This window comes from Rivularia sp. UHCC 0363, assembly GCF_034931125.1.
Classification (GTDB): Bacteria; Cyanobacteriota; Cyanobacteriia; order Cyanobacteriales; family Nostocaceae; genus Rivularia.
Map to the genome: position 1 here is coordinate 45,409 of NZ_JAYGHM010000017.1, position 15,003 is coordinate 60,411.

Annotated in this window: 15 protein-coding genes; 9 read left to right on the plus strand and 6 right to left on the minus strand. The window is 37.7% G+C overall.

Going from position 1 to position 15,003, the window contains the following annotated elements:
* Positions 1 to 16: 16 nt before the first annotated feature.
* The 3 genes from VB797_RS11965 to rpmH are packed head-to-tail and all read right to left on the minus strand — an operon-like array spanning position 17 to position 978.
* Complete coding sequence (locus VB797_RS11965; RefSeq protein ID WP_323237908.1) at positions 17 to 409, minus strand: PH domain-containing protein; 393 nt, start codon at positions 407 to 409, stop codon at positions 17 to 19.
* Complete coding sequence (gene rnpA, locus VB797_RS11970) at positions 396 to 815, minus strand: ribonuclease P protein component (protein ID WP_323237909.1); 420 nt, start codon at positions 813 to 815, stop codon at positions 396 to 398. The genes VB797_RS11965 and rnpA overlap by 14 nt, the downstream gene beginning before the upstream one ends.
* Before the next feature lie 28 nt (positions 816 to 843).
* The gene (rpmH, locus tag VB797_RS11975; RefSeq protein WP_323237910.1) at positions 844 to 978 is read right to left on the minus strand and encodes a 50S ribosomal protein L34; all 135 of its coding nucleotides are present in this window, start codon (positions 976 to 978) and stop codon (positions 844 to 846) included.
* A gap of 277 nt (positions 979 to 1,255) precedes the next feature.
* Here rpmH and VB797_RS11980 point away from each other — a divergent pair, with 277 nt between their 5' ends.
* Positions 1,256 to 1,483 (plus strand): hypothetical protein, encoded by a 228-nt coding sequence (locus tag VB797_RS11980; protein ID WP_323237911.1) that lies wholly within the window; start codon positions 1,256 to 1,258, stop codon positions 1,481 to 1,483.
* On the plus strand, positions 1,480 to 1,899 hold the full coding sequence (locus tag VB797_RS11985; protein ID WP_323237912.1) for a type II toxin-antitoxin system VapC family toxin: 420 nt from the start codon (positions 1,480 to 1,482) through the stop codon (positions 1,897 to 1,899). Before VB797_RS11980 ends, VB797_RS11985 begins: the two co-directional genes overlap by 4 nt.
* Before the next feature lie 253 nt (positions 1,900 to 2,152).
* Here VB797_RS11985 and VB797_RS11990 read toward each other — a convergent pair whose 3' ends face one another.
* Together VB797_RS11990 and VB797_RS11995 are read right to left on the minus strand one after the other, a co-directional pair.
* Positions 2,153 to 2,413, minus strand: coding sequence for a hypothetical protein (locus VB797_RS11990; protein WP_323237913.1), 261 nt, complete (start codon positions 2,411 to 2,413; stop codon positions 2,153 to 2,155).
* Positions 2,414 to 2,684: 271 nt separating this feature from the next.
* Positions 2,685 to 3,212, minus strand: a complete 528-nt coding sequence (locus VB797_RS11995; protein WP_323237914.1) for a DUF2808 domain-containing protein — start codon at positions 3,210 to 3,212, stop codon at positions 2,685 to 2,687.
* Positions 3,213 to 4,220: 1,008 nt separating this feature from the next.
* On the opposite strand from VB797_RS11995, the gene VB797_RS12000 reads away from it, so the two are divergent.
* The 4 genes from VB797_RS12000 (at position 4,221) to VB797_RS12015 (ending at position 10,757) form a co-directional block, all read left to right on the plus strand.
* On the plus strand, positions 4,221 to 5,378 hold the full coding sequence (locus VB797_RS12000; protein WP_323237915.1) for a Re/Si-specific NAD(P)(+) transhydrogenase subunit alpha: 1,158 nt from the start codon (positions 4,221 to 4,223) through the stop codon (positions 5,376 to 5,378).
* Between the two features lie 104 nt (positions 5,379 to 5,482).
* A complete protein-coding gene (locus VB797_RS12005) occupies positions 5,483 to 5,770 on the plus strand; it encodes an NAD(P) transhydrogenase subunit alpha (RefSeq protein WP_323237963.1) in 288 nt (95 codons plus the stop codon).
* A gap of 127 nt (positions 5,771 to 5,897) precedes the next feature.
* Complete coding sequence (locus VB797_RS12010; protein ID WP_323237916.1) at positions 5,898 to 7,301, plus strand: NAD(P)(+) transhydrogenase (Re/Si-specific) subunit beta; 1,404 nt, start codon at positions 5,898 to 5,900, stop codon at positions 7,299 to 7,301.
* 654 nt (positions 7,302 to 7,955) lie between these two features.
* Entirely contained in the window at positions 7,956 to 10,757 is a 2,802-nt protein-coding gene (locus VB797_RS12015) for a tetratricopeptide repeat protein (protein ID WP_323237917.1), read from the plus strand.
* Between the two features lie 4 nt (positions 10,758 to 10,761).
* Here VB797_RS12015 and VB797_RS12020 read toward each other — a convergent pair whose 3' ends face one another.
* Positions 10,762 to 11,841 (minus strand): DUF3616 domain-containing protein, encoded by a 1,080-nt coding sequence (locus VB797_RS12020; RefSeq protein ID WP_323237918.1) that lies wholly within the window; start codon positions 11,839 to 11,841, stop codon positions 10,762 to 10,764.
* Between the two features lie 60 nt (positions 11,842 to 11,901).
* Between VB797_RS12020 and VB797_RS12025 the strand changes: the two genes are divergently transcribed.
* The 3 genes from VB797_RS12025 to VB797_RS12035 all read left to right on the plus strand — a co-directional run bounded on the left by VB797_RS12025 (position 11,902) and on the right by VB797_RS12035 (position 14,972).
* Positions 11,902 to 12,873: a hypothetical protein gene (locus tag VB797_RS12025; protein WP_323237919.1), complete on the plus strand. Its 972-nt coding sequence runs from the start codon at positions 11,902 to 11,904 to the stop codon at positions 12,871 to 12,873.
* A gap of 82 nt (positions 12,874 to 12,955) precedes the next feature.
* On the plus strand, positions 12,956 to 13,216 hold the full coding sequence (locus VB797_RS12030) for a hypothetical protein (RefSeq protein WP_323237920.1): 261 nt from the start codon (positions 12,956 to 12,958) through the stop codon (positions 13,214 to 13,216).
* A 316-nt stretch (positions 13,217 to 13,532) separates the two neighbouring features.
* Positions 13,533 to 14,972: a carotenoid oxygenase family protein gene (locus VB797_RS12035; RefSeq protein ID WP_323237921.1), complete on the plus strand. Its 1,440-nt coding sequence runs from the start codon at positions 13,533 to 13,535 to the stop codon at positions 14,970 to 14,972.
* The last annotated feature ends 31 nt before the right edge of the window (positions 14,973 to 15,003 follow it).

Here is a 15,003-nt window from a genome sequence, read left to right on the forward strand (position 1 = left end):
ACTCTTAATGTTCGAGTTACTTTTTATTCGCATCCGCAAACTTGGGATTTCTAGTAGCTACCTGTTGCGAAATATAACTTTCAAGTTCCCGAAACTTAGGAAGCGCTCTTAATTCTAAACGGCTGCCATCTCTAAGAGTTAGCACCATATCGCCCCATAAGCCAACACCACGGGGAACTGAGGCTATTTTCACTACTTCCGAATAAATGATGTCCGTGCGATCGCGACCCATCCAACCACCAGTAACGGAAATGCGGCGATCGCTAATTCGGTAGCGCAGCCATAAGGCTCTCACAATCGAACCAACAGCTAAAGGCAAACCAACCACAGTCAGACCAATTAGTATACCTATAATTAAATCCCCAATATGAGGACCACCTTCATAATAAACTTCTTCACGAATGCCCATCAATGACCTCGGCTTTTACCAACAACTGCTCTAATTCTTGCAGAAAATCTTTGCTTTCGCACTCTTGTTGTGCGGCTGTTGGTTTTACTACTACCACTAATCGCCATTCGGAGGCTAATTTCGGCAATAATCCCGACAAAACACCCGCAATTTGCCGTTTCAAGCGGTTGCGGACTACAGCTTTTTTACTAACTTTGGTACTAATCGATATCCCAATTCGTGCTGGAGTAGTTTGCAGGGTTTGTTCTGGTTGATTTATGGGGGAAGTATCCGAAGAAGGCGATTTTTTACTACATGGTCGTAATGCTCTTAAAGTCATGTAACTACCATGAAAGCGAACTCCTTCCCGGAAAACTGCCTTAAAATCGTGTCGTGACCTTAATCGATTTGATTTAGGCAAAGCCACAGCTAAAAATCCATCCTTTTAACCGCGATCACACGCTCAAGCGATGACGACCTCTGCTTCTTCTAGCTCGGATCACATTTCTACCAGTCGGAGTTCGCATTCTCGCACGAAATCCAGATGTTCTCTTTCTCTTACGGCAAGTGCCGCCTAGCGTTCTTTTCATAAATTTTCCTTCCCGGCGACTTAATAAAAAATTACAATCTGTAATTTTACCATCAATTATGTAAAAGGTAAATAAAAGAGGAGGTGTTTCACAATTTTTTAGTTTGGAAGTCCCTTACGCACTATAGCTTCAAAATCATCGCAAAGTTTACTTACTAAATCTTCCATTTCCTTGAAAAAATAATCACCGACTTGCTGCCGATGTAAGAGACTGAGGCTTGTGATTCAAAGATTAAAATATAATTAGCAAAGATAAGTTTTTGTTTATTAGAGGTTTGATGATGACTTTACAAGAAATTATTAATTCTATTGAAAGTTTGCCTACAGAAGAACGAGAGTATTTGTTTGAATTTCTCCGTAAAAAAAAGCAGGAATCCAAAGGAGATGATTTTTGGCAGGGATTACAAAAGTTTACAAGCGTAATCCAAAGTGAGGAGATTATTTTTACTGATGATGATTTCGCTGACTTACGAGATCGGAGTGTGGGAAGAGAGATCGAACTATGAGCCTGAAATACTTACTTGATACAAATATTCTCTCAGAGCCAGCACGTCCTATTCCTAATGCCAATGTTTTGCACAAACTAAATATTCATAAAGCAGAAATTGTTGTTTCTAGCATTGTTGTGCATGAACTTTTATATGGTTGTTTGCGGTTGCCAGAATCCAAGCGAGAACAGTCTCTTTGGAATTATATTCGTGAATCTGTATTGAACTTACCAATACTTGATTATGATTTAAAGGCAGCACAATGGCACGCCCAAGAAAGGTCTAGATTATCCAAAATTGGCAAAACTCCTGCTTTTGTAGATAGTCAAATTGCGAGTATTGCTTATTGTAATAATTTAATTTTGGTAACTAATAATATTTCTGATTTCAAGTTTTTTGATGATTTGATGCTTGAAAATTGGTTTGTTGTATAGCACTAAAATTTGATAAGCCTGTAACCCCAAAATCTGTGAAATCTTTTTTATCCGTGATTCAGACTTTTATTTTCCCGGTGACGACATCATTAATTAGGGTTTTACGGAATTCTTTGAGTTTCTCGATTTGGGTGTTGATGGTTTGGATTATTCGATCAATTTGGGCGGTTATTACTCATGAAGTTCGTGCTTTATATTGCATTGAGATACGCAAGTGTAATTAGCGATTGCTCTTTGGGAAAAAGTTTTTGGTTTACTGATAAACGTTGTAGCCTTGCCCCTTATCCTCAATCAACCCAGTCAAATCTTCCGATGCAATCTCCGCTAATGCTGCTTCGCCAATCTCCGCCTTTAACTCATCAAACATCCTTACCAAGCGGCTTTCAATCATCACCAACGCAAAAAACGGCATCATATAGGAGGGCCATTCCGACTCCTTGATACCGCTTCCCCTGAGCAAATCGGCAGTTGCCCAGATATTTGATTCGTATTGGAGGATATTGTTGACACTCATGCAGCAGTTTTTGGCTCAAGGGTAGAAATCAGTAATACCCATTTTGGCTTTAGAGTGTGATAATTTACAAGCAACTTTAGATTTTTTTACAGCACAATTCTGCGTAAATAAGGTAGATTGTCCCTGCTCCTTGACTTGTAACGATATGTTCTGTACCTCCAAAACATGAAATCGGCTGTATATCTGAAGCCAGGGATTTGCGATCGCAATGGGTGGATTTCGGATTTTTAATCTTCAATCCAAAATCCAAAATCTAAAATCCAAAATTGATTTAATTAATGCCGATAATCCAAGTTCCTACATAGCGGGTAAGCGCTGTTTTATCACCAGGAGATTGAATTAAGCAGTTGAAGTAGAAGGTTCCGGGGAAATCTGGATTTTCGACGTTTGATAAAATCAACTCGACGCTTTTACCAGCGGGAATGGCTTCTTTTGGATAAATTTCAATTACTTTACCTTCTTTATCCCATTTAACTTCGGAGACAGCAACTTTCTTGCCTTTCTTTCCTCCGATCTGAATTTCAATTTCTTTGGTATCAAATTCCCCAGTGTAATAATCTGGATAAGCGATCACAAACTTTTCAACCGCCATACCTAATTTTTTGCCGGGAATTCTCAAGCGGTATCTGTCCCAGTCGTTTCTCTGACCGCCAAAGTCTAATCGGTATGATAGCTGATTTTCGCTCTTGACACCGCTAAACAAGGTTAACCCTGGTAAACCTTGCGCGTAGGTGATAGCAGATGGCATTCCGGCAAGCAAAAAGCCCGTTACGGCTACAGCAGAAAGTAAACGTCGCATAATAATCACTCCTCTGGCAGAAATTGTTGTATAAAGGCAGTACGAAGTTAACGCTCGTAACTAAGACTTTACTACTGAATCCTAAATCTTGGACGTAAGTTACTTACAAAAAGTGTCTTTAACCGTATAAATATGTAAAATGTTAAGTTAATGATTTATTTAAGCACTTAAAAACAATTTAATTTACCGAGGTTAACTAAAATATACCCAAATAAGTATTTAGACGCTTATATTAAATGCATGATTTTTCATCAGACAAAATTAATTTAAGTTGATGAGAAATAAAATGTAATGAAAATTTGATAGTGTTTCCAAATGTGTATAAGTGTTTCGAGAATGAAGTATTTTGTTAAAAAAATTGAAATATATAATCGAACAATTATTAGTTAATTACGTTATCTTCAAAGGGACAAGTTTGATCTAACAGGGTTATTTTTGCTGCTTATTTGCTTGATTGCATTTTTGTTGTTTATAAGCAAATCTAAGCGAAGCTAAATTATTATTGAATTATTCAAGTTCGACGAGTTTATAAATGATATAAAGAACAAAAAATTAATTATGTAAAAGTAAAATTGGTTTTGCTTCATCCTCAATCCCGAAAAAAAGTTAAACATAGGACACTGAATTTGAGAATAAACTGACGATGAAGCATAATTAAGTTTACAGGAATGGCCGCAAGTGTCACAAAACTCGGATGGTGCCGTACACTCACCGTCTTATTACTAGGTTGATAATTAGTCTGTGTACTAGCAACGGCAATAAAGGGGGATATTATCTACGCCCCCTCAACCGCCTCCCCTACAAGAAAAATATGCCTTTTTGCTAAGTCCTAGTTTAATTAAGAGGCTTTACTTGGTTTTCATAGTTTATTGGCGATCGCCATTCTAGATTGACTGACAAAAGTCTGTTGTTAGCAATGGTAGGGGATAAAATGACAGCGCGTTTATTGCTTTAATGCAAGATATTTTCACTTTTGCTAAAAAATAATTCGTCATATTAGGAGAATTCATGAGAATCGCAGTTGCTAAAGAAATAGAAGCTCGCGAACGCCGTGTAGCATTAATACCAGATGTAGTTTCAAAGTTAGTCAAACAAGGTTTTGAGGTATGGATCGAATCGGGTGCTGGTGAAAAAGCATTATTCAGCGATTCTGATTACGAAGCGGCTGGAGCGACAGTTATTTCTGATACTGCGTCATTGTGGAGTGAAGCAGATATCCTGCTCAAAGTCAGTCCCCCGCAACAACGAGAAGATGGTAGCTCGGAAGTTGATTTATTGAAAGAAGGCAGCATATTAATGGGATTTCTGAATCCTTTGGGGAATCCATCACTCATTGAGCAACTAACACAACGCAAAGTAACTGCTTTTAGTATGGAAATGATTCCCCGCAGTACCAGAGCGCAAAGTATGGATGCTTTGTCTTCCCAGGCTTCAATTGCGGGTTACAAGGCAGTATTAATCGCCGCTGAAGCCCTACCAAAGTATTTCCCGATGCTAACAACCGCTGCGGGTACGATCGCTCCGGCAAAAGTATTTGTCATGGGTGCGGGTGTGGCTGGGTTACAGGCGATCGCCACTGCTAGACGTTTGGGAGCGGTGGTAGAAGCTTTTGATATTCGTCCCGCTGTTAAAGAAGAAGTGCAGAGTTTGGGTGCGAAATTTGTCGAAGTTAAATTAGATGAAGAAACAGCCACCGCAGGGGGTTACGCTAAAGAAATTTCTGAAGAAAGCAAAAAGCGTACTCAAGAAGCCGTTACCGAGCGCGTAAAAAATGCAGATGTCGTAATTACTACTGCTCAAGTACCGGGTAGAAAAGCGCCTCGATTGGTCACAGAAGAAATGATTGCCCAAATGAAGCCCGGTTCGGTAATTGTGGATTTGGCAGCAGACCAAGGCGGAAATGCAGCTTATACAGAACCTGGTGGTAATGTAGTTAAAAACGGCGTGACAATCATTGGTCCAATTAACTTACCATCATCAGTTCCAGTTCATGCCAGCCAGTTGTATTCAAAGAATCTAGTTTCATTGATGAATTTACTGGTAAAAGACAAGGCTTTGAATCTTGATTTTGCAGACGATATTGTAGATGCGGCTTGCGTCACCCATAACGGTGAAATTCGCAATCAAAGGGTAAAAGATGCTTTGCAAGCTTTAGTTACTAAATAGGTAATTGGTAATTGGTAATGGAAAATAATTTTTATCAACTACCACTCGCCGCAAAGTGGGGCGTGTATCAGTGGAAAATTCATAAATCTAGGAGTTTTTTTGAGATGACAGAAGCATTAATTGCTGCTTTATTTGTGTTTGTTTTGGCTTCTTTTATTGGGTTTGAAGTCATTAATAAAGTCCCACCAACTTTACACACGCCTTTGATGTCTGGTTCTAATGCAATTTCTGGAATTGCTGTTCTAGGGGCAATTGTGGCTTCTGGTGCGAAGGAATCCAATATCTCAGTAATTCTTGGTTTGATTGCAGTGGTATTAGCAACTATTAACGTTGTCGGCGGTTTTCTTGTTACCGATAGAATGCTGCAAATGTTTAAGAAAAAAGCGAGCTAGATATTGGTTAGGAGTGAGCAGTTAAGAGTAAGGAGTAAAATACAATTGTACTCATTACTTTTAACTTTTAATTCATGGCTAATAATCAACTAAATTTCAAGCACTAACTACTAATAATTAACAAATTATGAGCGATTTTCTCCCAACTGGAATTCAGCTAACTTATTTAGTTGCTGCGTCTTTGTTTATTCTGGGTTTAAAAAAGTTAGGTTCACCTGCTACGGCACGAAACGGTAATACGATCGCCGCTGTGGGGATGTTGTTGGCGATCGCCGCGACTCTCCTCAATCAACAGGTGTTGAATTATCAAATGATTCTGTTGGGTTTGGCGATTGGTTCGGCTGTAGGTGCGATCGCCGCTTATACGGTGCAGATGACGCAAATGCCCCAAATGGTCGGTTTACTCAATGGTTTAGGTGGTTCTGCTTCGGCTCTGGTGGCGGTTGCAGAGTTTTGGCGGTTGCTGGAAACTTCTCAACCGATTGGTTTGGATGTAAATATTTCGATGCTGTTGGATGTATTTATCGGCGGTATCACTTTTACGGGAAGTACGGTTGCCTTCGCTAAGCTGCAAGGTATTCTCAAAGGTACGCCGATTACCTATCCTTTACAGCAACCTTTAAATATTTTGCTGCTGGGTGCTTATATTGTCGGCAGTGGATTTTTAATTGTAGACCCTTACAATTTACCCGTGTTTTTAGGGATAGTTGGCATTTCATTACTGCTAGGTGTTTTGTTCGTCATTCCTATCGGTGGTGGAGATATGCCGGTAGTAATTTCGCTATTGAACTCGCTTTCTGGCTTGGCTGCTGCTGCTGCTGGTTTTGTGGTGATGAACAATATGTTAATCATCTCTGGTGCATTGGTAGGAGCCAGCGGTTTAATCCTGACCCAAATTATGTGTAAGGCCATGAACCGTTCTTTGTTCAGCGTGTTATTTAGTGCTTTCGGTACAGATGGTGGTGGTGGTGCTGGTGCTACTGGTGGTGTAACCGACCAAGTTGTTCGCAGCATTGATGCAGAAGAAGGTGCGATGATGCTGGGTTATGCTCGGTCTGTAGTGATTGTTCCCGGTTATGGGATGGCTGTTGCTCAAGCACAGCACGGCGTTCGCGAGTTGGCTGACCAGTTAGAGCGGATGGGTGTAGACGTTAAGTATGCCATTCATCCGGTAGCTGGAAGAATGCCGGGACATATGAATGTATTATTGGCTGAAGCAAACGTTCCCTACGAACAGCTTCACGATATGGAAGATGTCAACCCCCAATTTGAACAAACTGATGTTGCTTTGATTATTGGGGCAAATGATGTAGTTAATCCAGCAGCCAGAAGCGATAAAAATAGTCCGATTTATGGTATGCCTATTTTAGAAGTTGATCGCGCTAAGCAAACGATTGTGATTAAGCGCGGCATGAGTAAAGGTTTTGCAGGTGTTGATAATAGCCTGTTTTATAAAGATAAAACCTCGATGCTTTTTGGTAGTGCGAAAGACATGGTAGGTAAGTTAGTGTCTGAAGTTAAGCAGTTGTAAAACTGTAAAATAATGACGGGGGAATAGATTTTTATTGGGATGCTCCCAATTTTGAACAAATATTTGACCCGACACCCGGTCAGGGTATAGCTATACAAACAAAGCCCACGTAGGTGGGCTTATTAAATGTAGCCCCACTCTTCAAGAGTGAGGGCTATTTGGCTTTCGCTCAAAGATTTACAGCGCTAATTTAAAAAATAAAACTACAATACATAAATATTATTAATAGTCAATCCCTAAATTTGATGAAATTTCTATTTATATTCGATGAAGTTTATCTGGATATACCCTTGAAATGTTTGCAATAATTTATACTTGAGTTAATAAGGACTGCAATAGTTGAAGATAACTTGAATACTTTTGTCTTTTGCTCAACATAATTTTCAACTTATCTTTAATGCATTTTCAAGATTAGATGATTTGAGTCCGCAAGTACAAACAATGCGTGCTTAATTTACCTATAGGTTATTTGTTGAATTATTAATATTGTGCAATGTAATTCCTAAATTTAGGAAGAGAATCCTAATAATAAGTTAAAAGTCTTGTTAAAACGTTCTTTTATTCTGTATAAGAACGTAATTTTCGTGTCTCTAATCTCGGAGTTTAGCTAACTGAAGTCTTGCGAATAACTACTTGTTAAAGTCAGCCATAATTATGTTAAAAGGACGTTACGAAGAAATAAGCAATCGCGAATACGTAGAACAATTATTATTTAGACTTGTTAGTGATGAGAGTAATTCTGCCGATGCAGTGGTTTTCTACGGACGATTGGGAATTGGAAAATCAACTCTTTGTAAGGCTTTGTATAATCAAGTAACAGAATCAGGTTTATACAGCACAATTATTAATGGAACGGAAATACTTAATAATTATGTCATCTCAAGTTCTGCAAACGCAGCTTTATTTGAGTTGGGAAAATGCTTACTAAAAAATAATTCTGATATAAGTAGTTTTGAAATAATATATCTACTGTATCAAGCACTGACAAATTCATCAATTGCTCAAGAAAACCAAATATTACCAATTATTGAAGTAGTTAAAAAAGGTTTATACCAATTTCCATTATTGGAATATACTAAAATTTTCGGTAGTAATTCAAATAAACGTGAATTTGAATCAGTATTGCTTGGAGATAAAATATTTTCTTGTTTGAACTGGTTTTTTATCCAGCAAACAGAAACAATTCGTCAATGGTGGAAGTTGCGGGGTAGTCAATATTTACAAGAGTTAAAAAATTGTGCAAATTTACAAGAAATTTTGGAATTACTACCTATACTTCTAGCACGAGATTTACAGCTACATTTTTCAGAAAGTCGTAAAAAAGCAGTAATTTTTATTGATAATTATGAATATTTAACCGATGCTGGGAATAAGTGCAATTGGTTAAAGGATTTAATTAATTTAGTTAAACCCAGTTCTGGAATATTATGGGTTGTTTTTGCAGAAAAGCCAGTTGATTTAACAAATCATACTCAAAATATCCCGCTTCAAAGTTTGACAGATAGCCAATGTAAGGCAATTGTACAGAAATCAGGTATTAATAACTTAGAAATTTCGCAACTGATAATTCAAGCATCTGGGGGTATTCCTCTGTATCTGCATTTGGGAATAGAAACTTACCTATCACTTGTAAAGCAAAAAACTCCCCATATTGAAGATTTTGGTGATAATATTTCAGAAATTGTACCGCAACTAAATGCAGCTTGGGATTGGTACGAACAAAGAATCTGGCAAATTTTATCTAACTGTGATAGTTGGGATGAGGTGTTGTTTGCAAAATTGATGAGTCAATTTGAAATTGCCAACTGTAACTGGATCTGTGATTGTTGGGGTAAACTATTTCACAAAGTTGTCAAATCACCCTTTGTAGAATCAAATTCACAAGGATTCTGTTTGCACCCAATTGTGGGAAAATACTTGTATCACAATCAGCCGGAGAATTTACTGCAATCTGTTAATTGTTGGCTGTATGAATATTATCAAAGTGATACCTCCGGTGAGCTTCGCTTAACGCAATTACAGTTAACCCTGGTAAAGCTACTCGAACATGGTTTAAATCAACAGCAACAAGTAGGTAAACATCAGTTTTCTGCTGTCATGCTGCAATCTTTACTCAAATATCAACAAAATGCTTTACTCTTTGCTTTACTAGGTAAATCTCTTTCGGCTTTAGGAGATTACGAACAAGCAATAATTGCATTAGAAACAGCGCTCTCTTTATGGGATGCTGATATTGAACAAAATCTTGTTGCAACTGTAGAATTACATTTAGCAATTTGTTACCTAAAAGTTTTACGTAATGCAGATGCCGATCGCGCTGCAAAAAATGCATTTCACATCCGCACAACTCAATTAGATCGTAATTCTATTGAAATAGCCGAAGTCTTAAATATTCAAGTAGAAATTGCTGTCCTTAAAGAAAATTATTCAGAAGCATTAAAGTTAAGTCAGCAGGCTTTACAGATATTGGAATCTCATCAAAACGTCGAATATTTACAGCTTGCTCACACTAAGTTTACCACCGCTTGGTTAAACGCGATCGCCAAAAATCTGGATACAGCTTCAAAGCAGTTTAAACAAACTTTGGATATCCTCCACCTTGCAGATCGAAACCACCCCCTAGGATTTTTCTGTCACGAGATGCTAGGCAATATCTACCAAAAAATGGGTTACTTTAGATATCAGCAAGCTTATGAGGAGTACAAGCTAGCATTAGAAACCGCCGAAATTAGCTTTGGTTTGACACATCCGCAAACCTTACAACTAATTACTGGTATAATAAATTTTTCCCGCATTCGTGGCGAATACGATACAGTAGATATTCTCACACAACGCCGCCATGCCAACATGGAAATTAGTAATTTTGAAGAAACACCTGCTGCTGCTGACAGGCTGAATAAAATGGGTTGCTTACTTTATCAACAAGGAAATTTTGCTTGTTCTGAAAATTTATTACAGCAAGCGCTAAAGATTAATTGTAAAATCCTGAGCGAACAGCATCCTCAGACAGCCGAAAGTTTCCATAACCTAGGACTAATTTACAAATCTCAAAAAAGATATGATATTGCACAAGGGTGTTTTGAACAAGCTCTGCAAATTCGTTCTCAAATGCTGGGAGAAGAACATCCTACCACCGCTAACAGTTTAAATAGTTTAGCTGCACTTTACTGTTGTATGGGGAAATACTCACAAGCGGAACCCCTTTTACAGCAAGCATTAAAAATCTGCCAAAACAAATTTGGAGAAATGCATCCCCATACGGCAACAACCTTAAATAATTTGGCACAAATGTATCTTTGTCAAGGAATTAAAGCCAAAGCTGAACCGATTTTTCAACAAGCATTAGATATTTGTATTGCTGTTTTGGGGAAAGAACATTCTCATACCAAGACCGTACAAAGCAATTTGAATCGATTACATAATGAGGGAGATCGAGGAGTTGGAGAATTTAACTAATTAACTAAATTTGAAAAACATCAACATATATTTTTTTATCTGCTCTGATTCGGCGATCGTTAGGAGAATCGTAAAATACCATCAAGCTATCTTGTTCCCCCCAGCAGGAATACAGCGCTAATCCTTCAGCATGGTCGGAACCAATGGTAAAAGGTAAGTCAAACAAGGGATATAAGCTATCCTCATGTTGCTGGTGAATATTATCATTGCTACTCGCATCATTTACAGCATTTTTCCAGCGAAATACCTCCATTTCTCCTTCAACAGCCATTGTTGGGCCAGCTAAAATAATTAAATCTGAATCTTGCAAACATAATTCTCGTATCCCCAAACCGTTCAAATCGAGAAAATGCTTTTTGTATTTTGCACCGCGATCGGTAATTTCTTGCAGCACCAGCACACCCGGTTCGGATTCTGTTAATTGTAATTCAAGAATTAAAGCCCATCCCCGTAATACAGGTCCTCGTAAACCGAGAAAAAGGCGGTTATTACTTGCTATTGCTAAACCTTCAATATCCAAACCGTTATCTTTAGAAGGTATTCCACTAGTAATAAATGGTTTTAAATGTACATCTTCTTTTAACGCTTCAAATAATAAATTGCGATCGCCAATTGTTTGCAAACAAGCTGCGCTTAAAGTTTCTCCTTCAACAGGAACGCAAGATTTAATTAATTCACCATTCACAACAGGAATTCTTGCCAAAATAAAACGGTTTAGGTCGGTAGTAATAGTAGCAAGTCGAGATAAATCTGTTTCTAAATCTTTGCCTTTGGGCTTCTTTCTTTTAGTACTGTGAGAACCAGTCAACCACAGATATCCATCCCTAAAATCCATACCTTCAATATCAATTTCATCATCATTAAATAGCTTGATATAATCCTTTAATAAAAAACGTTGATGTTTACCATAACTATGACAATCAATAGGAGAAAGACGCTCAACCCCCACCATTTCATCAGAACCAATCCACAAACTACCATCATCGCTAAAAGTAGCAGCAGAAATATCGCTGACAATATCATCACTTCTCTGCTCGAAGTGGAGTAAAACGCGAGTTAATAAAAAAGATTCAAGTTGTGACATAAAGCTTTATCTATTTGAAATACATCATAAAATTGAACGGCAGTTAATAAACATTATTCAATGACTAGGTTCCCATACGACCAGTTCGCGAAGGATTATCTTGAAGAATTATTACAACCATTAGGAAAAATAGAAACCAGTAAGACAGTACCGGCAGAGATCCGGGAAATTGACGTTTACTTTGCGCCTTCGTCTCAACCTACCACAGATACAATACAATTGGGATTGTTAGGACAATTAGCCGAGAAACCCGCACTTATAGAACCATTTAGAAATGCGGTAAAAATCTCAGAAATGCGTAGCTGTATGAACAAGTTGTTCTATATTATTGCCGATATAGAACGTCAAAACAAACGCGATAATATCCCCACCCAAGAAGACGATTTACCCAAACTGTGGATTTTATCTCCTACAGCATCTACAACGATATTAGATGGATTTAAAGCCAGTCTCGACGAAGAAAATTGGGGTGCAGGAGTTCATTTTTTAGGAGACTATCTCAAAACCGTAATTATTGCCATTCATCAGCTACCTTGTACACCAGAAACATTGTGGTTAAGGCTTTTAGGCAAAGGTAGAGTACAACAACGAGCCATAGAAGAATTAGAAGCACTTCCCCAAAATAATCCCCTACGGGATAAAGCAATTGATTTATTATTGAGTTTAAAGACCCAAATAGAAATTAGACAAAATCCAGAAGAAGAGGATAAGGAGTTACTAATGAATTTATCACCGATTTATCTAGAAAGATTAGCAGCAGCGGAACAAAAAGGACGTAACGAAGGAATACAAGAAGGACGTAACGAAGGTATACAACAAGGACGTAACGAAGGTATACAACAAGGACGTAACGAAGGAATACAAAATGAACGTCGTATAGTTATAGAAAATTTATTACGAGCCAGATTTGGTGCTTTAGATGACGAATTAGAAGCAATTATTCAACCATTATTAGCATTAACTCCAGAAGAATTTTCTCCGTTGTTAATCCAATTGTCCCGTGAGGAATTGATTTCGAGATTTATAAGATAATATTATAACTACGATTTAGCTTGTTATTTTTTACTAAATATAAGCTAAATCAAGTCCAGAAGAAGAGGATAGGGAGTTACTGATGAATTTATCACCGATTTATCTAGAAAGATTAGCAGCAGCTAAACAAAAAGGACTTAACGAAGGAATACAACAAGGACGTAACGAAGCAATACAAAATGAACGTCGTATCGTTATAGAAAATTTATTACGAGCCAGATTTGGTTCTTTAGATGACGAATTAAATTCAATTATTCAACCACTATCAGCATTAACTCCAGAAGAATTTTGTCCGTTGTTAATACAATTGTCCCGTGAGGAATTGATTTCAAGGTTTAGATAACAGTCAGTTTTTTTCTTAACAAGGATACATTACCAAAGTTAATCTGATAAAACAGCTTTTTGCACAGCATCTTGATAAATCGGTAAAATCCTTGTTTCCTCTTTGGAAGAAAGTTGAATAAAAAACCAAAAATAATCAACGATCATATAATTTTATCCTCATAAAGTAACTGATTTAAAAAACCGCAGAGACGCGGAGAGCGCAGAGGAAGAGATAAAGAGATATGGATTATTTTGGAGTAAGGGAAAAGTATTCTAAGAATGTAAACGATAATAAATAAATATTAATATTATAGTAAAAGCACTGGAATCTTAATATGCAAACAGTTCAAAAGTCCGCAACAAAAGCTTGGTCGCAAGCGTTCAAACAACCCGCGACGGAATTTCCCTTAACTCCACTTTCAATAATTGAAGGTGAAATTCCCGCAAGTTTAAATGGTACGCTTTACCGCAATGGTCCGGGAAGATTGGAACGTGGGGGTATTTCTGTAGGACACTGGTTTGATGGAGATGGTGCAATTCTTGCCGTACATTTTAATTCCAGTTTCCCTCCTTCAGAAGGGGGGACTAAGGGGGGTAATGCATCAGCTGTTTACCGTTATGTACAAACCGAGGGATTTAAAAAAGAAGAAAGTGCGGGTAAATTGCTTTACGGTAATTATGGGATGACAGCACCGGGAGCAGTTTGGAATCAGTGGTTAAAGCCAATTAAAAATGCTGCAAATACTTCGGTTTTAGCGTTACCCGATAAACTTTTAGCTTTGTGGGAAGGTGACAACCCCCATGCATTGGATTTACAAAACCTCGATACTTTTGGAAAAGATGATTTGGGGGGATTGGATAATGGGTTAGCTTATTCCGCACATCCAAAAGTTGATTCTCAGACTGGGGAAATTTTTAATTTTGGTGTGTCACCTGGATTAAATGCAACTCTAAATATCTACAAAAGCGATTGTACGGGAAAGATTATTAAAAAAGCTGCACATCAAATTGATGGTGTACCTTTAGTACATGACTTTGTTTTAGCAGGAGGATATTTAATATTTTTTATTCCTCCAGTGCGGTTAAATTTATTAATGCCTGCAATTGGATTAAGTTGCTATAGTGATGCGCTACAATGGCAACCAAGTAAAGGAACTCAGATTTTAGTTTGCGATCGCGATTCTTTAGATATTATCAGCCGTAGCGAGACAGAACCCTGGTTTCAATGGCATTTTTCTAACGGTTATATAGACGATAGTGGTGCGGTAATTGTCGATATCGCGAGTTATCAGGACTTTCAAACAAATCGATATCTTAAGGAAGTTGCGACAGGAAAAACTCATACTGCGGCAAAAAGTAGCCTAACGCGAGTCAACTTAAATCCGCAAACTGGTAAAGTAAGTAATATAGAAACATTATTTGATAGACACTGCGAATTTCCGACCGTACCGCAGCAAAATGTCGGAAAATCTTCTCGATATACTTATCTTTCCACAGTTAAGGAAGGTACGGATATTAGTAAAGAGATATTAAATAGTATTGCTCGCTTTGACCATCAAACAAATAGTATTACCGAAGCAAACTTTGGCGAAAATCTTTATCCTTCCGAACCAATTTACGCGCAAGGTTTTCTTCTAACGGTTGTCTACAATGGCAATTCAGATAGTAGCGAAGTATGGATATTTGATGCAGATAGGTTAAATGAAGCACCAGTTTGTAAATTGAGTTTACCTAGCGTGATTCCTCCCGGTTTTCATGGTACTTGGAAAGAATAGAATTAATCGCAAGGTAGATTTGATAATAAAA